Source organism: Streptomyces sp. KM273126 (genome assembly GCF_004337435.2).
Taxonomy (GTDB): domain Bacteria; phylum Actinomycetota; class Actinomycetes; order Streptomycetales; family Streptomycetaceae; genus Streptomyces; species Streptomyces acidicola.
Genome location: NZ_SJXB02000001.1, coordinates 3,155,384 through 3,178,896 on the forward strand (window position 1 = coordinate 3,155,384; position 23,513 = coordinate 3,178,896).

15 protein-coding genes are annotated in these 23,513 nt (G+C 68.4%); 10 read left to right on the plus strand and 5 right to left on the minus strand.

Annotated elements, in window-relative coordinates:
• Nucleotides 1-143: 143 nt before the first annotated feature.
• A complete protein-coding gene (locus tag E0500_RS13650; RefSeq protein WP_309505050.1) occupies nucleotides 144-6,893 on the plus strand; it encodes a polymorphic toxin-type HINT domain-containing protein in 6,750 nt (2,249 codons plus the stop codon).
• Nucleotides 6,894-7,343 (plus strand): hypothetical protein, encoded by a 450-nt coding sequence (locus E0500_RS13655; RefSeq protein WP_131567966.1) that lies wholly within the window; start codon nucleotides 6,894-6,896, stop codon nucleotides 7,341-7,343.
• Nucleotides 7,344-7,614: 271 nt separating this feature from the next.
• Here E0500_RS13655 and E0500_RS13660 read toward each other — a convergent pair whose 3' ends face one another.
• Both E0500_RS13660 and E0500_RS13665 read right to left on the minus strand, forming a co-directional pair.
• Nucleotides 7,615-7,809, minus strand: coding sequence for a DUF397 domain-containing protein (locus E0500_RS13660; RefSeq protein ID WP_131567968.1), 195 nt, complete (start codon nucleotides 7,807-7,809; stop codon nucleotides 7,615-7,617).
• Nucleotides 7,810-7,819: 10 nt separating this feature from the next.
• Complete coding sequence (locus tag E0500_RS13665; RefSeq protein WP_131567970.1) at nucleotides 7,820-8,671, minus strand: helix-turn-helix transcriptional regulator; 852 nt, start codon at nucleotides 8,669-8,671, stop codon at nucleotides 7,820-7,822.
• A 236-nt stretch (nucleotides 8,672-8,907) separates the two neighbouring features.
• Between E0500_RS13665 and E0500_RS13670 the strand changes: the two genes are divergently transcribed.
• From E0500_RS13670 to E0500_RS13690, 5 genes are all read left to right on the plus strand, one after another.
• Entirely contained in the window at nucleotides 8,908-9,393 is a 486-nt protein-coding gene (locus E0500_RS13670; RefSeq protein ID WP_131567972.1) for an ATP-binding protein, read from the plus strand.
• Between the two features lie 159 nt (nucleotides 9,394-9,552).
• A complete protein-coding gene (locus E0500_RS13675; protein WP_131567974.1) occupies nucleotides 9,553-11,010 on the plus strand; it encodes an ATP-binding protein in 1,458 nt (485 codons plus the stop codon).
• A 174-nt stretch (nucleotides 11,011-11,184) separates the two neighbouring features.
• Nucleotides 11,185-12,618 carry a diacylglycerol kinase family protein gene (locus E0500_RS13680; RefSeq protein ID WP_131567976.1) on the plus strand — a complete coding sequence of 478 codons (1,434 nt, stop codon included), beginning with the start codon at nucleotides 11,185-11,187 and terminating at the stop codon, nucleotides 12,616-12,618.
• A 177-nt stretch (nucleotides 12,619-12,795) separates the two neighbouring features.
• Nucleotides 12,796-14,427, plus strand: a complete 1,632-nt coding sequence (locus tag E0500_RS13685; protein WP_131567978.1) for a succinic semialdehyde dehydrogenase — start codon at nucleotides 12,796-12,798, stop codon at nucleotides 14,425-14,427.
• A gap of 114 nt (nucleotides 14,428-14,541) precedes the next feature.
• Nucleotides 14,542-16,395, plus strand: a complete 1,854-nt coding sequence (locus E0500_RS13690) for a GMC family oxidoreductase (RefSeq protein WP_131567980.1) — start codon at nucleotides 14,542-14,544, stop codon at nucleotides 16,393-16,395.
• 179 nt (nucleotides 16,396-16,574) lie between these two features.
• Here the strand turns inward: E0500_RS13690 and E0500_RS13695 are convergent, their stop codons facing one another.
• Nucleotides 16,575-17,630, minus strand: a complete 1,056-nt coding sequence (locus E0500_RS13695) for an LAETG motif-containing sortase-dependent surface protein (RefSeq protein ID WP_131567982.1) — start codon at nucleotides 17,628-17,630, stop codon at nucleotides 16,575-16,577.
• 371 nt (nucleotides 17,631-18,001) lie between these two features.
• On the opposite strand from E0500_RS13695, the gene E0500_RS13700 reads away from it, so the two are divergent.
• The gene (locus tag E0500_RS13700) at nucleotides 18,002-18,811 is read left to right on the plus strand and encodes a hypothetical protein (RefSeq protein ID WP_309505051.1); all 810 of its coding nucleotides are present in this window, start codon (nucleotides 18,002-18,004) and stop codon (nucleotides 18,809-18,811) included.
• Between the two features lie 648 nt (nucleotides 18,812-19,459).
• Here the strand turns inward: E0500_RS13700 and E0500_RS13705 are convergent.
• Nucleotides 19,460-19,765, minus strand: a complete 306-nt coding sequence (locus E0500_RS13705; protein WP_131567984.1) for a chorismate mutase — start codon at nucleotides 19,763-19,765, stop codon at nucleotides 19,460-19,462.
• 542 nt (nucleotides 19,766-20,307) lie between these two features.
• Between E0500_RS13705 and guaA the strand changes: the two genes are divergently transcribed.
• Nucleotides 20,308-21,888 (plus strand): glutamine-hydrolyzing GMP synthase, encoded by a 1,581-nt coding sequence (gene guaA / locus E0500_RS13710; protein ID WP_131570465.1) that lies wholly within the window; start codon nucleotides 20,308-20,310, stop codon nucleotides 21,886-21,888.
• A gap of 56 nt (nucleotides 21,889-21,944) precedes the next feature.
• Here guaA and E0500_RS13715 read toward each other — a convergent pair whose 3' ends face one another.
• The gene (locus E0500_RS13715) at nucleotides 21,945-22,439 is read right to left on the minus strand and encodes a pyridoxamine 5'-phosphate oxidase family protein (protein WP_131570467.1); all 495 of its coding nucleotides are present in this window, start codon (nucleotides 22,437-22,439) and stop codon (nucleotides 21,945-21,947) included.
• Nucleotides 22,440-22,706: 267 nt separating this feature from the next.
• Between E0500_RS13715 and E0500_RS13720 the strand changes: the two genes are divergently transcribed.
• The gene (locus tag E0500_RS13720) at nucleotides 22,707-23,501 is read left to right on the plus strand and encodes a class II aldolase/adducin family protein (protein ID WP_131570469.1); all 795 of its coding nucleotides are present in this window, start codon (nucleotides 22,707-22,709) and stop codon (nucleotides 23,499-23,501) included.
• Nucleotides 23,502-23,513 lie beyond the last annotated feature (12 nt).

Here is a 23,513-nt window from a genome sequence, read left to right on the forward strand (position 1 = left end):
CCCACACCTCCACTCCCCACCCCCACCCCCACCCACGCGCCACCCCCCATCCCCATCCCCCTACATCTGGAGCAGTGATGCGCACTCCCTGGAGGGCGCGCCGCCGCATACCCGTGCTCAGAAGCACGGTGGTGACGATTGGCGTGGCCCTGACTGTCGGCTTGCTGCCGCAGTTCTCACCACAAGCTGAGGCCAAGGACGACGGTCTGTCCCGCCCGGCCACACAGAAGAACCTCGACGACCCCGTCGACGGCAAGAACGCCAAGGCCCGCTCCTGGGGCAAGGCCGACCCGGCGGAGAAGGCCAGGGTCACCAAGGCCGACGAGACGGCGTGGCCCAAGCCAGGCAGGGACGAGGTCACGCTCGGCGACAAGCCGGCCAAGGCCGAGGGCCTGCCGGTCAGGGTTTCCCGCGCGGCGAAGGCAAGTGCCACCGCCCCGGATTCGGTGAACGTCTCCGTGGTCGACCGGAAGAAGGCAAGGGCCGCCGGGATCGACGGCACCCTGCTGACTGTTGCCCGCTCCGACGGAGCGACCAAGGCCGGCAAGGTCGAAGTCACCGTCGACTACGCGTCGTTCGCCGCCGCCTACGGCGGCAGCTACGGCTCTCGGCTGCGCCTGCTCCAGTACCCGGAGTGTGTGCTGACAACGCCTCAGAAGAAGGCGTGCGCCACTGCGAAGCCCCTGACCACGCAGAACGACACCGAGAAGCAGACCCTCACGGCCGAGGTCGCGGCAGCCCCGGACAGCGCAGGCCTCGGCACGCAGTCGCTCGCAGCGGCTGATGCGGCCGACACGGCCGCCACCTCCTCCGTCACGGTCCTCGCGGCCGCGGCGGGCGAGGGAGGCGCTCAGGGCGACTACACCGCGACCTCGCTGCAGCCGTCCTCGCAGTGGACGGTGTCCAACTCCTCGGGCGCCTTCAACTGGTCGTACCCGATCACTGTGCCCCCGGTGCCGGGCGGCCTCACCCCGAGCCCCACGCTCGGCTACAACTCTCAGTCCGTCGACGGCCAGACCGCCGCCACCAACAACCAGGGCTCGTGGATCGGCCAGGGCTTCACCTACGAGCCGGGCTACATCGAGCGCCGCTACAAGCCGTGTGCGGACGACGGCCATGACAAGACCTACGGCGACCAGTGCTGGGCGTACGACAACGCCACCATCTCCCTCGCGGGCGGCACCTCCGGTCAGCTGATCAAGGACGACACCACCGGCGAGTGGCGCATCTCCTCAGACGACTTCTCCAAGGTCGAGAAACTCACCGGCACCACGAACGGCGACAACAACGGCGAGTACTGGAAGGTCACCGCGACCAACGGAACCCAGTACTACTTCGGCCTCAACCGGCTTCCCGGCTACGCCTCGGGCGACACCGAGACCGAATCCACCTGGACTCTCCCGGTCTACGGCGACGACTCGGGCGAGCCCTGCTACAACGCCAGCTTCGCCGACGCCTACTGCACCCAGGCCTGGCGCTGGAACCTGGACTACGTGGTCGACCCCGTCGGTAACGCGATGTCGTTCTACTGGGGCAAGGAGACCAACTACTACACCCAGGGCCTGAAGACCGGCGAGAACGGCAAGTCCTACATCCGCGGCGGCTACCTCAAGCGGATCGACTACGGCCAGAAGGACGGCTCGGTCTACGACACCCAGCCCTCCGCCCGTGTGGCCTTCACCACCGCCGAGCGCTGCATCGGTGACCTGACCGACTGCTCGGCAGGCGCGCTGACGGATTCCACGGCCGCGGACTGGCCGGACGTGCCCTGGGACCGCAACTGCAAGGCGGACACCAAGTGCGAGGGGCAGAGCTCCCCGACGTTCTGGACCCGGAAGAAGCTCACGAAGGTCACGACGCAGATCCGCAGCGGCGACACCACGTTCAAGAACGTGGATTCCTGGACTCTGGGCCACGTCTTCACCGACAACGGAGACGGCTCCAAAGCGCTGTGGCTGAACACGATCAACCACACCGGTCAGGTCGGCACGGACGTCTCCCTGCCGGGAGTCAAGCTGTACGGCGAGCAGTTGGCCAATCGCGTCGACAAGGCGGGCGACAACATCCAGCCGTTCAACCGCTTCCGGTTGGCCGCCGTGGAGAGCGAGTCCGGCAGCGTCCTGTCGGTCAACTACGCGGGCACACAGTGCAGTGGGACGGCCCTGCCCACCGTCGGCAAGTCGACGGTGCGCTGCTACCCGGTGAAGTGGAACCCGCCAGGTGAGGAAGACCCGATCACCGACTGGTTCCACAAGTACGTGGTGTCCCAGGTGATCGAGACCGATCTGGTCGGCGGCAGCCCGGATCAGGTCACCTCCTACACGTACCTGGGTAACGCCGGCTGGCGCAAGACCAAGCCGGACGGCCTCACCAAGTCCGAGTACCTGACCTGGAGCGACTGGCGCGGCTACCAGAAGGTCCGGGTCGAGACCTCGGACGGCACCAACAGCGCCTCCAACACCAAGACCGAGCACCTGTTCTTCCAGGGCCTGGACGGTGACGCGGACCCGGACGGCGGTACCAGGTCGTCGTCAGTGACCACCTCCACCGGTGTGACAACCGCCGACGAGGACTGGCGCGCCGGATTCGAGGCCGAGACGATCACCTACGACGGGGACGAGGTCGTCTCCAAGTCGACCACCACAGCCTGGGACAAGGTCACCGCCAAGCGCGCCGAGAGCTGGGGCACGACGTCCGCGCGGTTCGTGAGGCCGTGGCGTACCGACACGTACACGGCGCTGTCCGGTGGGGGATGGCGGCAGACGGCGTCGACGACGACGTACGACGACACCACCGGCCGCGAGGTGAAGGTCGCCGACTACGGCGAGCTGGACGTCGCGGACAACAAGTGCACCACGACCCAGTACGCCGACAACGCGGGCAAGCACATGTACGCGTTCATCGCCCGGGCCGAGGTCCTCGGCGTCGACTGCGCGACCACGCCGGACCGGTCGAAGGACGTCATCTCCGACGATGTGACCCTGTACGACGGCACCACCACGGTGGGTGCCGCGCCGGCCAAGGGCCTGCCGACCACGGTCAAGCGCCTCGCCGCGCACAACGGCACCACCGCGACGTACCAGACGGTCTCGACGGCCACGTACGACGGCCAGGGCCGCCCGCTCACGGTCAAGGACGCCGCCGACACCACCACGACCACCACCTACACCGACACCTACGGTCTGGCCACCGCCAAGGCGGAGAAGAACGCGCTGGGCTGGGAGACCAGGACCGAGTACGCGCCCGAGTGGGGGCAGCCGGTCGCGCAGGTGGACCCGAACGGCAAACGCACCGATCTCGCCTACGACGGTCTGGGCCGCCTGACCTCGGTGTGGCTGCCGGACCGGCCGAAGGCGTCCGACCTCACACCGTCGGTCAAGTACGCGTACGGCATCCGGCAGGACGACCCCAACTACGTCCACACCCAGAAAATCGAGAAGGGCGGGACGTCGTACGGCAGCGAGTACACCCTGTACGACGGCCTGCTGCGACCCCGGCAGATCCAGACCGAAGGCGCGGACGGCGGCCGGCTGATCGCCGACACGTACTACGACGGATCGGGCCGCACGGTCAGGACGAACGACACCTACCACGCGTCCGGGGCACCGTCGTCGACCCTCTTCGACCCGGTCGGCGCGGACATCGACGCACAGACGGTGACGGAGTACGACGGCGCGAGCCGCACCACCGCGCAGGTCTTCAAGGTCGCCGCGGTGGAGAAGTACCGGACGACCTACACGTACGGCGGCGACCGCGTCCACATCGACCCGCCCGCCGGGCAGGCACCGACGACCACCGTCACCGACGCCCAGGACCGCACGGTCGAGCTGCGCGAGTACGACAAGTCCTCCGTGCCACTGCCGTCCGGGACCACGGCGGACTACGTGTCGACCGCCTACACCTACACCGGGGCCGGGCAGCTGGCGCAGGTGAAGGACGAGGAGGGCAACACCTGGTCGTACGACTACGACCAGCGTGGCCGGAAGGTCAAGGCGGTCGACCCGGACACGGGCACGTCGACGCACACCTACGACGACCTGGACCGGCAGACCTCCGTCACCGATGCGCGCGGCAACACGACCACGACCACGTACGACGTGCTCGGCCGCACCACGGGCACCTGGGACGGTGCCGCGACCACCGGTACGCGGCTGTCGCTGACCCGCTGGGACACCCTCGCCAAGGGACAGCTGTACGGGCAGTACACCTACAAGAGCGGTGCGGTGTACTCCTCGGTCCTGTACGCGGTGCTGGACGAGATGTACCAGCCGACGTCGGTGAAGTACTCGCTGTCCACGACGGCTGAGCCGAAGCTGGGCGGTACGTACGAGTTCAACACGGAGTACAACGCGGACGGCACGGTCCAGGGCCAGAACTTCCCGGCGGCGGGTGGGCTCCCGGGGGAGGCGATCTCCTACCAGTACGACGACATCCAGCGACTCACGGCGCTGAACACGTCACTGGGCGGCAAGAGTTACGTCTCCCAGGCCGTGTACTCGCCGACCAACCAGCTGGAGCAGCTTCAGCTGCACACCGGCGGGGCGAGCGAGAAGAAGTCCTGGCTGACCTATCAGTACGAGCAGGGCACCAACCGGCTGACCAGCTCGCGGGTGGATGTCGAGGGCGCCTCGGCGGTGGCCTACGACGCCACGTACACCTACGACCAGGCCGGCAACGTCACCTCCCTCGTCGACACCCCGACCGGCGGCACCAACGACGCGCAGTGCTTCGCCTATGACGGGCTGCGCAGGATGACGCAGGCGTGGACCTCGAACGTCGTCCCCAACGGCGCGGTGGGCACGGGGACCGCGGACGCGGCGTGTGCCGCGGCTCCGAGCACGTCGAACGTGGGCGGCACATCGGCGTACTGGACCTCGTACGCGTACGACGCGACGGGCAACCGTACGTCCCAGACCAGGCACGGCATCGGCGGAGAGCCGACCGCGACCACGAAATACACCTATGGAGAGGCGGACGCGGGTCCGCACCAGCTGACCAAGACAGTCACCGAGACCGCCGCGACCGACACCACGCCCGAGGTCATCGCCCAGAACACCTATGCGTATGACGCGTCCGGCAACACCACCGAGCGTGTTCTGGACGGCGACAAACAGACCCTGACCTGGGACAAACAGAACGACCTGACCAAGGTCACCGAGGCAGGCGGGGCCGAGACCTCCTACGTCTACGACGCCTCCGGCAGCCGCATCATCCGAGAGACGCCGACGGACAAGACCTTCTACCTGCCGGGCATGGAGCTCAAGCTCACCAAGGCCAGTGGGACCGTCACGGGTCAGCGGTTCTACTCGGTCGGCGGCCAGGTGGTGGCGGTCCGGGATGCGGACGGGGTCACTTTCCTGTCGTCCAACCACCAGGGCACCGCGCAGATCGCGATCGACGCGGCGACGGGCCAGACCCAGCGGCGGCGCCTTGACCCGTTCGGCGAGGCACGGGACCAGGCGTCTGGCGACGTGTCGTCGTGGGTGACGGACAAGGGCTTCGTCGGCGGCACCAACGACGAGTCCACCGGGCTGGTGCATCTCGGGGCGCGTGAGTACGACGCGACAACAGGGCGGTTCATATCGGCCGACCCGGTGATGAATCTGGCCAACCCGCAGCAGATCAACGGCTACACATACGCCAACAACAACCCGGTCACCTACTCCGACCCGTCAGGCACGTGCGCCGAGATCGACTGCCCGACGCGCCCGTGCCCCGTCTGTGAGAACAACACTCCTGGACAGAAGCCCGGACCGATACGTCTGGTCCCCTCGGCGAAGGCGGCCGGGATAACGCTGGAGCAGGCGCTGGGGCGGGAGACTGTCGCCGAAATCAAAGCCCGCGAGCAGCGGGCCAAGGCGGACGCCGGCAAACAGCGCGCGATCGGGGCAGCGAAGGAAATAGCCCGGATCGCCGCCGACGAACTGGGCATAACGGATGCACTGGACTGCTTCACCACAGGATCCCTGGGATCCTGCGGGGCCACGGCAGTCAACGTCATCACCAGCTTCATCGGCGGAGTCGTCGGCAAGCTCGCGGCGAAGTACGCGGCGCCGTGGAAGTGGTCGAAGGCGCTGGCCCTGGGCAAGAGGCTGTGGGCGCTCGGCTCGAAGCTGATCGCCGGCATCAAGGACTGGTGGAAGAGCAGCAGACTCGCCAGCCGCCTGAGCCGAGGAGGCTGCAACAGCTTCAAGCCAGGCACACGCGTCCTCATGGCCGACGGCACAACCAAAGCCATCGAAGACGTGAAGATCGGCGACAAGGTCAAGGCGACAGACCCCGAAACCGGCAGGACGACCACCCAAACCGTCACCGCCGAGATCAAGGGCAAGGGCCTGAAGAACCTCGTCAGGATCACCATCGACGTGGACGGCGACAAGGGCGACAAGACCGCCTCCGTCACCGCCACCGACGGTCACCCCTTCTGGGTCCCGGAAATCGGCAAGTGGATCGACGCCACCGAACTGACCCGCGGCACCTGGCTCCGGACCAGCGCCGGGACGTACGTCCAGGTGACCGCGATCAAGCGCTGGACGGCCCAGTCGGCCACAGTCCACAACCTCACGGTCGCCAACCTGCATACGTACTATGTGCTGGCGGGCGCTACGCCGGTGCTGGTACACAACGACGGCGGTTTTGACTGGGAAAAAGGCCTCGAAGACCTCAGACAGAACTGGGATTCGGGCGACCTGGACGATGACGGCTATCACGCGCCTCGCGGAAACCAAGCAGAGAACAAGGAATTCAGGGATGCGATGCGTGAGATTGAGCGCGGCGTCGGCAGGCCGCTCAACTCCGCAGAAAGGCGCGCCCTCCATGACCGAATCACGGGCCAGGGCTACGATTACCATCGCATCGTGGAGGAAGGTAAGGGAATGTTTGGTGCATGCTGAATGAGAGAGCTTGAAGCGGCAGTTGACCGTCTGAATGGCATGACTCTTAGGTCTGTCGGCAGAGCGACGAACATGGGGATACTGGAGTTTGAGAGTCAATCTGCGAGCCAGGTCAGACTTCACCTTCAGTGCCCGTTTCGAATCGTTCAAGAAGGTCAGATTATACTCGGATCTTCCGACATGGCGTACGCGCGAGGCGGAGAAAGCGTCGAGGAACTCGACGAATATGGGACAATCTTCGACTCTCGATCTGCCGCTATCAACTCCATTCTCCGCGAGTTGAATCCGACGATTTTCGGCGCTCGCCTGGGAGAGGCTGGAGCAATCGCTGCGAGTTGGGATCCGCAGTTTAGGCTTGAGGTTTTCCCTGCGTGTTCTGGCAATTTGGAAATGTGGCGCATGGTCGTCCCCGGCGAGGATCATTTCGGCTTCCCGGAGAGTTCCATCTGATTTTCCATCAGGCCCTTGAATGCGAGTTCATCTACCTTGCAGGAATCGGGGTCGCACTTGAACAAGCGGGAGGGGGATTTCTTCCATTAATCCCCTGGCTGAGTAACCAGGAAGCCCCACCGGGTAAGAATCCGGTGGGGCTTCCTGTGCCATCACGGCGGTAGTAGAGTTACGGCAACGTCACGGGTGCTGCACGGCGGTTGTTGCAGGGCTTCCAGCTGGTTCTGCGGGACCCTTTCCCCTGGTGCGGGGCCGTGGCGGTCCAAGCCTTTCAACGGAGTGCGATGAGGCTCGGCGGTCGCAGGGTGGCTATCAGAGCGCCAAGCTGACGGGTGTCGGTCCTGAGGACGGTTTCCGCGGCGTCGCTTTCGCGGAGGAGGATCGTTCCGGCGGGGGTGGCGGCGAGGTAGACGCAGGAGGAGGCTTCCTCGCTGTAGGTGGACTTCTGCCAGTTGAGTTCGGGCACGGCTCGGCTTTCAGGTGTCTCGGGCGATGCGATGGATGAGGTCGCGAGAAGCGTCGGGTTCGAGTGTGACCCGCTCCATGCCGTCCAGGATGAGTCGGTACTTCGTCAACTGTGCTACAGCGTCGATGAGTTCACTCCCATGGGCGGCATCGAGCTGACCAGTGTCGAGTTCGGGAACGGGCCCGTGAGCGTAGTCCAGCCCGTGGCCGACGGTGGGGAACGCGGTTCCGTCGAAGGGGATCACCCGGAGGGTGATCTGCGGTTGCTGGCTCATCTTGACGAGATGGTCCAGTTGGGCTCGGGCCACCTCGCGACCGCCGAAGCGCATGCGTAGGGCTGCCTCGTGGATGATCGCCGTGTATGGCGGTGGTTGCTCCCGGTGCAACACCGCCTGACGCTTGATGCGGTGGGAGATGCGGTACTCGATCTCGTGGGGGCGCAGCGCCGGGACTACCTGGCGGAAGAGGGTACGTGCATGCTCCGGCATCTGGAGCAGGCCGGGGATGTTGATGACTTGGGCCACGCGCAGGGCGACCGCGTGGTGCTCCATCTCTGCGACGTCCAGGAAGCGGGGTGGAAGTGTGTCCCGGTACTCCTCCCACCAGCCGCGTTCGCGATGCGCCGCCATGGCTACGAGCGCGTCGATCAGGACCCCGTCGGTGCAGTCGTAGTTGTGAGCGAGGGTGCGGATGCGCTGTTCGCTGAGGCCGAAGCGTCCTGTCTCGATGTTGCTGATGCGCGCCTGGTTGGCGCCGATCATCTCGCCGGCCGCGCGGGCGGTGAGGCCCGCGCGCTCGCGCAGCTTGCGTAGTTCGGCTCCCAGGCGGATCTGGCGTGCCGTCGGTGTCTGCCGTGGCGGCATGTTTTTCCGCTCCTTGCGTTGCCCGGTGCGTGGTCACCCACACGAGTGGAACGTCGGATGCATCCGCAGATTCCGTAGAAACCATTCTACGAGTGTCGGTGCGGTGAAGCCGAACCGCTCAACCGGTCCCGTATGCAAGCCGGAAGCGCACCGCGCTGCACTCCGCCAAGCTCGGCGACGCCACCGCCCGGCCGGGCCGTCGAGCAAGTCAAGTTCCCCCATCGCAGGAGACGTTCGTGGTCACCGTATCGCCGTCGGAGTCCGAAGAATCCCCATCTTGGGCTTACGCCCTCCAACTACCCCACGATCCGCTCGCCCCTCGCATCGCCCGCGTCACCCTCCGTGCTGTACTTGCAGGACACGGCATGTCTCAACTGGCGGACATCGCCCAGCTTTTGACGTCCGAGCTGGTGACCAACGCGTATCAGTACTCCACTGAGCCCGCGCTGCTCCGACTCCGTGCTTTCGGCGGCGATCGCCTGCGGGTCAGCGTCTGGGACGCCAACCCTCACATCCCGCCTCCCTTTGACCAGCGGCAGCCCGGTTCGCTCAGTCTCGTTCCGGCTGAGGCGGTCGGCGGGCGCGGTCTGTTCCTCGTATGCCACTACGCGGATGCCTGGGGCGGTTATCCCCTCGGTGACGATCTCTTCGGGCGGGGCGGGAAGCTGCTGTGGTGTGAGCTGGGGGCGCGGTGCGTCAATGCGGCCGTGGCTGCCGCGTGAACGTCTTCAGGCTGGTGTAGGGGGCGCAAGGGGCTCCTGCTGTCGTGGTCGGCAGTGAAGGTGCCGGGGCCCGCGCTGCGCTTCCCGTGCGGGGCGCCCTGGGCGCCAGTAAAGTAGGAATACCGCAAACTTTGCCCGAGTCCTACTTCGGAGCCGCCCATGGCATTCACCGGCCGCCGTCGTGAACTGCGCATCCTGGATTCCTGGCTCGACAAGGTGCGCTCGTCCTCCGGTGGGAGTGCGGGGCAGGCGCTGGTCCTCACAGGGCGGCGCAGGATCGGGAAGACCCGGTTGGTGCAGGAGTTCTGTGCGCGGTCCGGAGTGCCCTACGCCTTCTTCCAGGCGACCAGAAGCCAACCCGCGCCGCTTGCCCGGCAGGCACTGTTCGACGCCGTGGCCGAGGGGGAGGGGCTGCGGGAACATGCCCAGGCGCTCGCCCACGCCGCACCTCCCGGGGACTGGGTGCGCTCCCTTGCAGCCGTAGCGGCCGCGTTGCCCGCGCGGGAACCGTCGATCCTCGTACTGGACGAGGTGCCCTGGCTCGTAGAGGCTGACCCGGGGTTCGATGCCGCGCTCAAGACGGCCTGGGACATGCACCTGTCCGACCGGCCCGTGCTGCTCCTGCTGCTGGGCTCCGACCTGGCGATGATGGACCGGCTCACCTCCTACGACCATCCGTTCTACGGGCGGGCCGGGCAGTACACGGTCGGTCCGCTCAACCCCGCGGACGTCCGTGACGCCACGGAACTGGATGCCGCGTCCGCCTTCGACGCCTACCTCGTCACGGGTGGTTTCCCGGAGGTCGTCACGGGCTGGCGGGCCGGAGAGTCGTTGTCCGCCTATCTGGAACGGCAGTTGGAGGATCCGTCCTCGGTTCTGCTGACCACCGGAGAGCGCTCGCTCGCGGCCGAGTTCCCCGCCCGACTGCAGGCGGGCAGGGTGCTGCGGGCCATCGGCTCCGGGGAGCGGACCTTCTCGGGGATCGCGGCCCGTACCGGTGGCAGCGGAGGGCAGCCGCTCGCCCACGGGACCCTCGCTCCGATACTGACCGAGCTCATCGAGGCCAAGAAGATCGTGGCCGTCGACATGCCGCTCTCGACTCGGCCGGCGCCCAAACTGAAGCGGTACCGCATCGCCGACACCTACCTCCGTTTCTGGCTCGCCCACCTGGAGAACGCGGTCGCCCAGGCCGAGCGGGGGCGAGGCGCCCAGTCGCTGACCCGCATCGAGAAGTCCTGGCCGTCCTGGCGCGGGCGGGCCATCGAACCGGTCGTCCGGGAAGCACTGGTGCGGCTGCTGCCCGACGACACCTTTCCCGACGTGTCCGAGGTGGGCGGCTGGTGGAATCGCCAGAACAACCCGGAAGTGGACCTGATCGGCGCCGACAGCGAGCCGGTGGCCGGAGCCGTGCGCTTCGTCGGCTCGGTGAAGTGGCGGGACGACGCCCCCTTCGACGCACGCGACCTCACGGAACTCGCCGAACACGCGCGTCAGGTCCCGGGGGCGGAGAGGGCTGTGCCGGTCGCCGTCACCCGTACTGCGCCGACGAAGGGCGTGCGTGAGGACCTCGCGGTGTGCTGGCAGCCGGGCGATCTGCTGGGGGCCTGGGCGGCATGACCGTCGCGCTCCTCGCACGCTTTCCGGGGGACATCCAAATACCGGAAGACCTACCAAGTGCCGGAGGACCTACACGAGTTCCGTCCCGCACGCTCGTGATCGCCCTCCGGCGCGCGTGCGTTCCTTCTACTATTCCCCCTGCCGAGGGCATGATCGCAGGAGAGGCAGACGGACGTGGGCATTGATCTGGACGGGCGGGCTCATGCCAGGCAACGCTGGGCCGCCCGTGTCGCACTCGGGGCCGCGGGCCTCTCCGTGCTGTTGCCTCTAGGGGTAGCTGGGCCCACGAGTGTGCTGCTCCTCCTGGGCGTGCTGATCGGGGTGGCGGTCACTCTTGCCGCGCTCTGGTGGGTCCTGACCCGGCGGGGCGCCGCCCGGATCGGTGCCGGGCTGCTCGCCGTCGCCGCGCCGACCGCCGTCATCTGGGCCTTCGCCGCCGCCAATCTGTTGTGGGTCGTCGTGGTGTCCCTTGCCCTGTGGGGACTCGCCGTCTGGGCCGGGAAGTTCGCTCTGAGCACCACCCGGTCGCATGCCGTGGGGGTGCGCGCGTACCGGACGCCCGCTCCCGCCCAGCCGTTCCTCATCATGAACCCGCGGTCCGGGGGCGGGAAGGTCGAGCGGTTCGGGCTGAAGGAGAAGGCCGAGCAGTTGGGGGCGCACGTCCACCTGCTCGACCCGGCACGGCACGAGGACGTCGTCGCGCTCGCCCGGGACGCCGTCGACCGCGGGGCCGATCTGCTCGGGGTCGCCGGCGGGGACGGCACACAGGCCCTCGTCGCCGCCGTCGCCGCGGAGCACGACATTCCCTTCCTCGTCATCTCCGCAGGCACCCGCAACCACTTCGCCATGGACCTCGGCCTCGACCGGGACAATCCGGCCGCCTGCCTCGACGCGCTCACCGACGCGGGCGTCGAACTCCGCGTCGACCTCGGCTTCGCCGACACACCGACGGGCGGTGCGGCGCACCCCTTCGTCAACAACGCCTCGTTCGGGGCCTACGCCGCCGTCGTGCAGAGCCCGGAATACCGGGACGACAAGATCGGTACGACGCTGGAGCTGCTGCCCGACCTGCTCACCCACCAGCGGGGGTCGCGGCTCGTCGCCAGCGCCAGGGACACCGTCATCGAGGCGCCCCAGGCCGTGCTCGTGAGCAACAACCCCTACCGGAGCGACGACCTCGCCGGCCTGGGGCGCCGGGAACGGCTCGATTCCGGAGCGCTCGGCGTGATCGGCGTCAAGGTCGAGAGCGCCGCCGAGGCCGCCGCCCTGCTGCTCGGGCCGAACGCCCCCGGACTCACGGTCCTCACCGCCCACGAGGTCGTCGTCCAGGCCGACCGGGCAGAGATCGAGGTGGGCATCGACGGCGAGGCGCTGGTCCTGACCACGCCCGTACGGTGCCGGATCGAGCCCGGGGCCCTGCGGGTACGGGTCCCCGCGGGCCGTCCCGGCGTCCCGGAGACCAAGCCGCCCCTGGACTGGCGACGACTGCGCAAGCTCGCGGCCGCGGTGGGCCGCACCGCCCTGCCCAAGAGCCGCCAGGGCGGGGGCGACTGGAGGGGCGGACACGGCGGGGAACCGCGGTCTTCAAAGGGGCCCGGGACCGGCTGAAGATTCTCACAACGTGATCAAGTCGTCATCGTTCGTCATCGTACGTGTTTCAATTACCGTACCTGCGTCCTGAGCAGTGCATTCGCCGCCGCTGCTCGCCCGCGCGGTGTGCGCGCCTGGTGAAAGCCTGTTACCGCCGGGTACCCAAAGGCTCCGCCCAGGCATACTCTGCGCGTCATGATGGACTCGCAGGCCCCGGAGAAGACCGGCATGGACGCAACCCCCGGTACCAACCCGCTCGCGCCCGCCCCCCAGGGCACCCGCACCGTCGCCGACGTGGTCACGCCGGAGCTGGTCGCCCAGCTCACCAAGGGGGTGGCCGGTTCCGGCCGTACCGCCAACCACACGCCGTTCACCGGTGAGAAGCTGGCCGACCTGCCCGAGTCCACCCCCGAGGACGTGGGACACGCCTACGAGCAGGCGCGCAGCGCGCAGGCCGTCTGGGCCCAGAGGCCGATACGGGAGCGCGCCGCCGTCCTGCTCCGCTTCCACGACCTGGTGCTGGAGCGTCAGGCCGAGGTGCTGGACCTCATCCAGCTGGAGACCGGCAAGGCCCGCCTGCACGCGCACGAGGAGATCCAGGCCGTCGCCGTGGCCGCCCGCCACTACGGGCGCAAGGCGGCGTCGTACCTGAAGCCCAAGCGGCACGCGGGCGCCATGCCCACCCTCACGCGCGTCACCGAACTCCGCCACCCGCGCGGCGTGATCGGCCAGATCGCCCCCTGGAACTACCCCCTGGAGCTGTCGGTCGGCGACGCGATCCCCGCCTTCGTCGCGGGCAACGCGGTCGTGATGAAGCCGGACACGGAGACCGCCCTCACCGCGCTCTGGGCCCGAGACCTGCTCATCGAGGCCGGACTGCCCGCCGAGGTCTTCCAGGTCGTCATCGGCGACGGCCCGGTGGTCGGCCCGGAGGTCGTCAGGCACGCTGACTACGTCTCGTTCACCGGTTCCACCCGCACCGGCCGCGAGGTCGCCCAGGGCGCCGCCGCCCGGCTCGTCGGGGTGTCCCTCGAACTCGGCGGCAAGAACGCCATGCTGGTGCTGGAGGACGCCGACATCGAGAAGGCCGCGGCCGGTGCCGTCCGGGCCTGCTTCTCCTCAGCCGGTCAACTCTGCATCTCGATCGAGCGGTTGTACGTCCACGAGTCGATCGCCGACGCCTTCGTGGAGCGGTTTGCCGCCCGCACCAGGGCCATGCGGCTCGGCACGTCCCTCGCGTACGGCGCCGACATGGGCTCGCTGGTGGGGGAGCGGCAGCTGGAGACCGTCACGCGGCACGTGGAGGAGGCCGTCGCCAAAGGCGCGAAGGTCCTCGCCGGTGGCGTGGCCCGCCCGGACATCGGCCCGTACTTCTACGAGCCGACCATCCTGGAGGGCGTCGAGGCCCCCATGGCCGTGTGCGCCGAGGAGACCTTCGGCCCGGTCGTCTCCGTCTACCGCTTCAAGGACGAGGACGAGGCCGTCGAGCTCGCCAACTCCACGGCGTACGGCCTGAACTCGTCCGTCTGGACACAGGACGGCAGGCGCGGCCGCGAGGTCGCCTCCCGGCTGCGCACCGGCACGGTCAACGTCAACGAGGGCTACGCCTCCGCGTACGGCAGCGTCCAGTCGCCCATGGGCGGCATGAAGGACTCCGGCCTCGGCCGCCGCCACGGCTCCGAGGGCATCCTCAAGTACACCGAGGCCCAGACGATCGCCCAGCAGCGGGTGCTGCCGATGGCGCCGGCGCTGGGGATGGACGACGAGAAGTACGCGGCGTTCATGAGCCGGAGCCTGAGGGTGATGAAGGCGCTGAGGCTGCGCTAGGCGCGCCCCGACAAGGGCGCGGGGCGTTGGAAACCCGGAACCATGCGGCTCTGCCGTGTGGGCGCGAGCAACCACGGACGGCCCCGCACCGCACACCCGACGAGGAGAGAGCACGTGCCCCAGGAGTACTCCGCATACGACTACGACGTCATCGTGGTCGGCTCCGGCTTCGGCGGCAGCGTCACCGCCCTGCGCCTGACCGAGAAGGGCTACCGGGTCGGCGTGCTGGAAGCGGGCCGCCGCTTCACCCGCGAGACACTGCCGAAGAACTCCTGGGACCTGAAGAACTACCTCTGGGCGCCCAGGCTGGGCATGTACGGAATCCAGCGCATCCACCTGCTGGGCAACGTGATGGTGCTCGCGGGCGCCGGAGTCGGCGGCGGCTCCCTCAACTACGCCAACACCCTCTACGTGCCGCCGAAGCAGTTCTTCGAGGACCCGCAGTGGAAGGACATCACCGACTGGCAGAAGGAGCTGCAGCCCTACTACGACCAGGCCCGGCGCATGCTCGGCGTACGGCTCAACCCGACGATGACCCCCTCGGACGTGCACCTCAAGGCAGCGGCCGAGCGGATGGGCGTCGGCGACACCTTCCACCTGGCGCCCGTGGGCGTGTTCTTCGGGGACGGCGAGGACGCGGAGGGCACGGTGAAGGCCGGGCCCGGCGAGGAGGTCGCCGACCCGTACTTCGGCGGCGCCGGGCCGGCCCGCAGGGCCTGCACCGAGTGCGGCGAGTGCATGACGGGCTGCCGCCACGGCGCGAAAAACACCCTCAACGAGAACTACCTGTACCTGGCCGAGAAGGCGGGCGCCGTCGTCCATCCGATGACGACGGTCGTGTCGGTCACCGACGACTCACAGGGCGGATACGCCGTCACGACGCTCCCCACGGACGCGAAGGGGAAGAGGAAGAGGGAGGAAGGGGAGGAGGGGGAGGAGGAAGTGAACGGGAACGGCCGGGTGGGACGAGACGGCCAGGTCGGGCGGGTCTTCAAGGCGCGGCGCATCGTACTCGCAGCCGGCACGTACGGCACCCAGACGCTGCTGCACCGCATGAAGGCGGGCGGCCAACTGCCGTACCTCTCGCCGAGGCTGGGCATGCTCACCCGTACCAACTCCGAGGCGCTGGTGGGCGCGCAGACCGACAACCGGCGCTACCGCAAGGCGCACGGCGCTCCCCGGGCCGACTTCACGCGGGGCGTGGCCATCACGTCCTCGATCCACCCCGACGAGAACACCCACATCGAACCCGTCCGCTACGGCAAGGGCTCCAACGCGATGGGCGGCCTGTCCATCCTCCAGGTGCCGTACGCGGAGGGCTCGTCGAGGGCTCTGGGCTGGCTCGCGCACGCCGCACGGCACCCCTGGCTCGTGGTCCGCTCGCTGTCCAACCGAAGCTGGTCGGAGCGGACCATCATCGGCCTGGTGATGCAGTCGCTGGACAACTCCCTGACCACGTACCTGAAGGACAAGGGCCTGGGGAAGGGCCTGCTGACGGCACGCCAGGGTCACGGTGCCCCCAATCCCAAGCAGATCAGGGCCGCCACGGAGGCCGCTTCCGCCCTCGCCACCGAGATCAACGGCTTCGCCGGCAGCAACGTGGGCGAGTTGATGGGCACCCCGCTCACCGCGCACTTCCTGGGCGGCTGCCCGATCGGTGCGTCCCCCGAGGAGGGCGTGATCGACCCGTACCACCGGCTGTACGGACACCCGGGCATCTCGGTCGTCGACGGCGCCGCGGTCTCGGCGAACCTCGGCGTGAACCCGTCGCTCACCATCACCGCCCAGGCCGAGCGCGCGATGTCGTACTGGCCCAACAAGGGCGAGGCCGACCCGCGTCCGGCCCCGGGTGCCGCGTACGAGCGGCTGAAGCCGGTGGAGCCACGGCACCCGGCGGTCCCGGAGAACGCGTTCGGGGCACTGCGGCTGCCCTTCCTGGGGGTGCCGACGGTACCGCCGAAGAAGTAGAGGAAGCAGAGTCAGCAGCGGAAGCAGCGCAGCAGAGAAAGAAGAGAAAGCAGAGTCAGCAGCGGAGTACTGGAATCCGCGGAAGAAGAGATGCAGGACGAGAAGGACCCGCGCTCCCCTCCGAGCGCGGGTCCTTCTTGTTTGTGCGAGGCGTGATGCTTACGCGGCTCGCGGTGGTCCTAGGCGACGGCGTCCGCACCCTTGCGGCGGCGGACCAGGAACACGGCGCCCGCACCCGCGACGACGGCGATGCCGCCCACGAGGCCGATCACCGGCAGCGCGGAGCTCGACCCGGTCTCGGCGAGGTTGCCGTTCGGCAGCTCGGAGACATCGCCCTGCGGCTTCTTCACGGAGTCCTTCTCGCCCTTGCCCTTGTCACCCGGGTCACTCGGGCCGGCCTCACCCGGGTTCGGGTTCTCGGAGCCGGCCTTCAGCACCTCGAAGTCGTACTGAGCCCAGCCCTCGGCGATGCAGTCCTGGTCGTTGACCTTGTCGAGGTAGGCGCCGGAACCGAAGGACCAGGCGTCGCCCGCGGGCGCCTTCGCGTCGATGCTGACGCGCAGGTCGAACTTCTGGCTCGCCTTCGCCTTCAGTTCGTCGACGTAGGCGAAGTAGTCACCGGCCCACTCGTCGTTCCCGATCCGGGTCCACTTGCCGTCCTCGGGGTTCTTGAACTCTAGGTCGATGTAGGGGCTGAGGAACTTGTCCTCGTCCAGTTCGTAGTTCTCGATCTCGGCGTAGAAGGCGACGCCGTTGATGTCCACGCTGCTGTCGTTCGTGACGACCAGCTGGAACGAGTGGGCGCCGCTGCCCGCGACGATCTTGCCGGGCAGGCCCTTGACCTGCGCGGACACCTTGGCGTCGCCGTAGTCCTCGTCCAGTTCCTCGCAGAACGGGATCTCGGGGTCGGAGGGGTCCTCCGGCTCGCTCGACTGGGACGGGGTGGTCGTCGGGGTCTGGGACTCGGTCGGGTCCGTCTCGCCCTCTTCCTCCTCTTCCTCGGTCGCCGGCGCGGACGTGGAGGGGGTGGCCTCCGGCTCCGAGGTCGTGGTGGGCGGAGTGCTCTCCGGCGTCGTCTCGGGGGTGGACTCGGGCGGGGCCTCGGGCGCGCTCGCGCTCGGGGTCTCGCTCGAGGTCGACGGCTCCTCGGCGAACGCGGCCGGGGCCGACAGCAGGGCCAGCGGCGCAAGGACTGCCGTCGTGGCCGCCGTGGCCAGAGTGCGGCGAAGCTTCATCGAGACCTCATACGAGTGCGGGGCGGGGGGTGGCGGCCACACCGCGGACCGCGGGCATGGCTGTTGGTTTCTGCACACATGTGACCCCCGAGATCTGAGAAGGGTTGCGTCCGACTTCACAGAATCCTTATGTGTGTTGGGTCACATGCGGATGGAGGTCAGGGGCATGGCGCGATATGGCGACGCTGTCATGCCCCCATGCCCCCATGCCCCCATGCCTCATGCCCCCATGCCTCATGCCCTCATACTGCGATGTCGCGTACATGATGTGATGTGCGCCGACTCGCATGAAACTGTCCGAGTCTTGTGGGGCGCATGCGAGGCCGCATGCGAGGTGTGCAGGCGTGCGCCGGAGCCGAAGGTGGGGGAACGTGAAGTCAAGGATGTCGCGGGCAGCTGTGGCCGTCTCGGTCGTGGCCGCACTGGGATTCACCGCGGCGTGCGGTGGGGGCGGCGACAAGGGTGACGCCGTGGAGCAGCCGACGGGGTCTGGCACCGCCGAGGCAGCCACCAAGGCCGCAGACGAGGAGAAGGGCGGCGAGGGCGGAGCCGGCGGCAGTGGTGCGGGCAGCGCCGGCCAGGGCCCGTTGACCGAGGCCCAGTTGGAGAAGGCCGCTCTCGCGAGCGGTGACGCCAGGAGCTACAAGATCGCGAAGACGCCCGAGGGGGACATCCCCGCCGAGTCCGTGCCCGCTGAGCCGGCCGCCTGTCAGTCGATCGCGGACATGTTCTTCTTCACCTCCACCCCGAGGGCCGAGGCCCGCGCGGCCCGCACCCTCACCGCCAGGAACGAGCTCGACGCGACGGTCGTCTCGCTCGCTCTGCTCGCGTACGAGCAGAGCGACGCCGAGAAGGTGATCGCCGACCTGCGCGCCAAGTCGAAGTCGTGCACCGTCTACGAGCACGCCGACTACAAGCACAGCGGCGTCAAGGCCCTGCCCGCTCCCAAGCAGGGCGACGAGGCGGCCTCGTTCAAGCTGACGAGCTCCATCGAGGGCACCGACGTGCCGATGACTTTCACGATTGTCCGCAGCGGGTCGACGCTTGCGGCGTTCTACGCGATGAACCTCGACGCGGACAAGGTGCAGGTGCCGGCTGAGGTGATCGAGGCGCAGCTGACAAAGCTAACAAAACTGACGAAACTGACGAAACTGACGAAGCCGGAGAAGGTGTCGGGCTGAGCCGAAGCGGAAAACGCTCGGTCGATCGGCTCGGTGTTCCGCGGGCCGGACGGCGAAGAGCCCCGCGGGGTGCGTCCCGCGGGGCTCTTCGGAGTCAGCACCGGCGTCAGGGCAGCGCCGGTGCTTGGGAAGCGGCGCCGGGGGGTTGCGCCGCTTGATTGGTTCTCGGTGTTTGATTGGTTCTCGGTGTGCCGACCGCCGGTCGGCGCCTTGGCGCACTGGGGGAGCGTGCGTGGTCTCGACCTTTGGCAGTCGGACTGTGCAGTGCGGTTGTGCGGTGCGGGCTGTCCCTGCATCGTGCTGGATGGGGCACGGCCTCCGCAACCGTTTCGACCACCCTTGAACAGATTCCGCCGATCGGCTCCGGGCGTCCCCGAAGCCGACCGTTCTCTTGGGTGACCGGGCTGCTGTCCCCTGCCGTCCGGTCACGACCCTGGAGCGAGGTCCCACGGCGCACAGCACGATCCGTACGCCTCATCGCCCCAGCGGAGCCACGCGTGGTTCTTTCGGACCCGCGCCTGGCTGGCGCGGACACCGGGACCAACGAGACGTGCCGTACGGCGGTCACGCGCCGTCCGGGTGAGAGGGGGGTGCGGACGGGCGTGCGCCGGCTCGCGTGCCGGGTGGTGCGCCGGTGCAGGGGGTGGTTCAGATGCGGCCCCGGCACAGTTCCAGCAAGGTCATGGCGAGGGAGGTGCCGGGCTTGCCGAGGGCCTCGCTGTAGTGGGTGAGGATCTCCATCTCGCGGGAGAGGTTCACGCGGCGGCCGCCGGAGGCGATGCGGGCGTCCTGGATGACCGCTGAGATGGCCATCCGTTCCTGGACGAGCCCGATGATCCGGTCGTCCAGAGCATCGATGCGTTCGCGTGCGCCCGTGATCACATCGGCCGCTTCCTCGGTGCGGGCGCCGGTCTTCTCGGTGGAGGTGGGCATGGTGGGCGTGGTGGCGGTCATCGCTGGGGCTCCTTGTTCCGTGTTCGTCATGGATGCCCCGGAGCGGCAGGACCCGGAAACGACGAGGCGCCCCGGGCCTTGTCGGCCCGGGGCGCCTGGGAAGTCGCTTGTCAGTTGCTCAAGCAGCACGACCATGGCAGCCGGTGGGCCGGTTGCCATAGGTAAAGACGAACGTCTGGTGCTTGAGCATGCGAGCAGTATGGCCCTGGATGGGGGCGGGGACCAAGTGGGTTCGGATGGTGAGATGGTGCAGGTCAGATGGTGGAGGCCAGATAGTGCAGGTCAGATGGTGCAGGTGGGATGGGGGTGAAAACCCAGGCCAGCGCCTCCCCGCACGCTCCAGCCGCTCCGGCGTTTGAGGAAACGGGGGCAGGGGGCGGAGCCCCTGGGTCGGGGTCGAAGGGGTGGAGCCCCTGGGGGCTGGGACGTGGATGGGAGGGGCAGGGGCGGCGGGGTCCAAAAACCGGCGCAGGCACCCCCGATCAACACCCCCGGTTAGACTCGGCAGCACAGACCCCCGCCCAACCGCCGGAAGGCACCCCGTGTCATCAGCGACCCCCGCTGCCGCCACCCCCGACACCGTCCTGGTCGTCGACTTCGGCGCGCAGTACGCCCAGCTCATCGCCCGCCGAGTCCGTGAGGCCCGGGTCTACAGCGAGATCGTGCCGAGCACCATGCCGGTCGCGGAGATGCTCGCCAAGAACCCGGCGGCGATCATCCTCTCCGGCGGCCCCTCGTCGGTCTACGCCGAGAGCGCCCCCCGTCTGGACCGCGAGATCTTCGAGTCCGGGGTCCCACTCTTCGGCATGTGCTACGGCTTCCAGCTGATGGCCCAGGCCCTCGGCGGCACGGTCGACAACACCGGCGCGCGCGAGTACGGCCGTACGCCCCTCCACGTCTCCAAGCCGGGCTCCACCCTCTTCGAGGGCACCCCGGGCGAGCAGTCGGTGTGGATGTCCCACGGCGACGCGTGCAGCGCCGCCCCCGAGGGCTTCACCGTCACGGCCTCCACGGACGTCGTCCCGGTCGCTGCCTTCGAGAACGACGAGAAGAAGCTGTACGGCGTCCAGTACCACCCCGAGGTCATGCACTCCACGCACGGCCAGCAGGTCCTGGAGCACTTCCTGTACCGGGGCGCGGGTCTCACCCCGTCTTGGACCACCGGCAACGTGATCGAGGAGCAGGTCGCGGCCATCCGCGAGCAGGTCGGCACCAGGCGCGCGATCTGCGGCCTCTCCGGCGGCGTGGACTCGGCGGTCGCCGCAGCCCTCGTGCAGAGGGCCATCGGCTCCCAGCTGACCTGCGTGTACGTCGACCACGGCCTGATGCGCAAGGACGAGACCGAGCAGGTCGAGAAGGACTTCGTCGCGGCCACCGGCGTCCAGCTGAAGGTCGTCGACGCCGAGGAGCGCTTCCTCAAGGCGCTCGCCGGGGTCACCGACCCCGAGGAGAAGCGGAAGATCATCGGCCGCGAGTTCATCCGGGTCTTCGAGCAGGCCCAGGCGGAGATCATCGCGGACGAGGGCCCCGAGGTGGCGTTCCTCGTCCAGGGCACCCTCTACCCGGACGTGGTCGAGTCCGGCGGTGGCACCGGCACCGCCAACATCAAGTCCCACCACAACGTGGGCGGCCTCCCCGAGGATCTGGAGTTCGAGCTCATCGAGCCGCTCCGCAAGCTCTTCAAGGACGAGGTCCGCATGGTCGGCCAGGAGCTCGGCCTGCCGGACGAGATCGTCCAGCGTCAGCCGTTCCCGGGCCCGGGCCTCGGTATCCGTATCGTCGGCGAGGTCACGAAGGACCGCCTCGACCTGCTTCGCGAGGCCGACGCCATCGCCCGCGAGGAACTGACGGCCGCCGGCCTCGACCGCGACATCTGGCAGTGCCCCGTGGTGCTGCTCGCGGACGTACGCAGCGTCGGCGTCCAGGGCGACGGCCGCACGTACGGCCACCCGATCGTGCTCCGCCCCGTGTCGAGCGAGGACGCGATGACGGCCGACTGGTCGCGCCTGCCGTACGACGTCCTCGCCCGCATCTCCACCCGCATCACGAACGAGGTCAAGGACGTCAACCGGGTCGTCCTCGACGTGACGAGCAAGCCGCCGGGGACCATCGAGTGGGAGTGAGCCCCTTCGGGTTTTCTGGGACTCAGGTCCGTTTGAGGCTCAGGACCGTTTGAAGATCAGGTCCGTTTGAGCGTGCGCACCGGCTCTCCGGGCTTCCAGACCTGGACGACCAGGTACTTGTCGTCCTCGATGTAGGTCCGTACGACCTCCGTCAGTTCGGTGCGGAAGAGGTGGAACGGCTCCGGCGGTTCCACCTCTCGCGTGTAGCGGGCCTTCGTCTCCTGGTCCTCGACCTCGATCGCCCGCCCGCTGATCCGTACGTCGCCGCCACTCATCTCCGTACCCGAGCCCGGATTCGCCTGGATCGCGAACCGCGGATCGCGCCTCAGGTCGAGCGCCTTGAGCGAGTCCGGCATCATGCCGAGCCACAGCTCACCGCCCAGGAAACGGACCTCGAGCCCGGTCGTGCGCGGCGAACCGTCCTTGCGGAGCGTCGCGAGGACGTGGTGTGTGAAGGCGCCGAAGCGCTCCTCGATGGTTCCGGCGAGGTCGGGTTCGGCGCCGGCGAAGGCGGCCCAGTTCGTACCCGTGTTCACATCGATGTGGTTCATACGGCGAGTCTGGCCCTCATACCCGACACCTTCTGTCGCGTATTCCGGATCTCTTGTCGTGGCGGTGAGGGCGCGGGGCGAGGGCACGGGGGCCAGGTCGTGGGGCGACGGCGTGGCGGCGGCGTCGTGAGGGGCGGCGTCGTGAGGCGCGGTGCGCTTCCGTGACTTCCGTAACGGTTGCGCACACTCTTCACTCGACGGCCCTGTCCTCTTACGGGGACTGAGGGTAACTTCCGCTCCGTACAGGAACCCAGTGCTGGAGGACATATGCACGGGCCCACACCGCCCCTGCCCCTACCCACCGACCAGCTGCAGTTCGCCATGCCGCCGATGCACGACTCGCTGGACGACGAGCGCCGGCACCGCAAGGAACGGCTGGCCGGGGCACTGCGGGTCTTCGGGCGGCTCGGGTTCGAGGACGGGGTCTCCGGACACATCACCGCCCGCGACCCGGAGTTCAGCGACTGCTTCTGGGTCAATCCGTTCGGGATGCCGTTCAAGCACGTCACGGTGAGTGATCTGGTCATGGCGAACGCCGAGGGGCAGGTGATCCACGGTCGCTACCACGTGAACCAGGCGGCGTTCACCGTGCACGCCCAGGTGCACGCCGCCCGCCCGGACGTCGTCGCGGTCGCCCACTGTCACTCGGTGCACGGCCGCGCCCTCTCGGCGCTAGCCGAACTGCTGGACCCGATCACCCAGGAGAGCTGCGCGTTCTACGAGGACCACGCGCTCTACGACGCGTACACCGGTGTCGCCGTCGACGCCGACGAGGGCCGCCGGATCGCGTCCGCGCTCGGCAGCCGCAAGGCCCTGGTCCTGCGCAACCACGGGTTACTGACGGTCGGCAACTCGGTGGACGCGGCGGCCTGGTGGTTCCTGTCGATGGAGCGGTCGGCCCAGGTCCAGCTGACCGCGAAGGCTGCGGGACGGCCCGTGCTCATCGGCCACCGGCAGGCGGTGGCCACACGGGAGCAACTCGGCGGCGACCTGGTGGCGTGGATCAATTACCAGCCCCTGTGGCAGGACATCAGCAGAAGCGAGCCCGACCTGCTGAGCTAGCGCACCATCCAT

Coding starts and splice junctions, on each gene's coding strand:
- E0500_RS13720 (WP_131570469.1), top strand. CDS start 22,707: ATGCACGGGCCCACACCGCCCCTGCCCCTACCCACCGACCAGCTGCAG.
- E0500_RS13695 (WP_131567982.1), bottom strand. CDS start 17,630: ATGAAGCTTCGCCGCACTCTGGCCACGGCGGCCACGACGGCAGTCCTT.
- E0500_RS13675 (WP_131567974.1), top strand. CDS start 9,553: ATGGCATTCACCGGCCGCCGTCGTGAACTGCGCATCCTGGATTCCTGG.
- E0500_RS13685 (WP_131567978.1), top strand. CDS start 12,796: ATGATGGACTCGCAGGCCCCGGAGAAGACCGGCATGGACGCAACCCCC.
- E0500_RS13655 (WP_131567966.1), top strand. CDS start 6,894: ATGAGAGAGCTTGAAGCGGCAGTTGACCGTCTGAATGGCATGACTCTT.
- E0500_RS13665 (WP_131567970.1), bottom strand. CDS start 8,671: ATGCCGCCACGGCAGACACCGACGGCACGCCAGATCCGCCTGGGAGCC.
- E0500_RS13705 (WP_131567984.1), bottom strand. CDS start 19,765: ATGACCGCCACCACGCCCACCATGCCCACCTCCACCGAGAAGACCGGC.
- E0500_RS13715 (WP_131570467.1), bottom strand. CDS start 22,439: ATGAACCACATCGATGTGAACACGGGTACGAACTGGGCCGCCTTCGCC.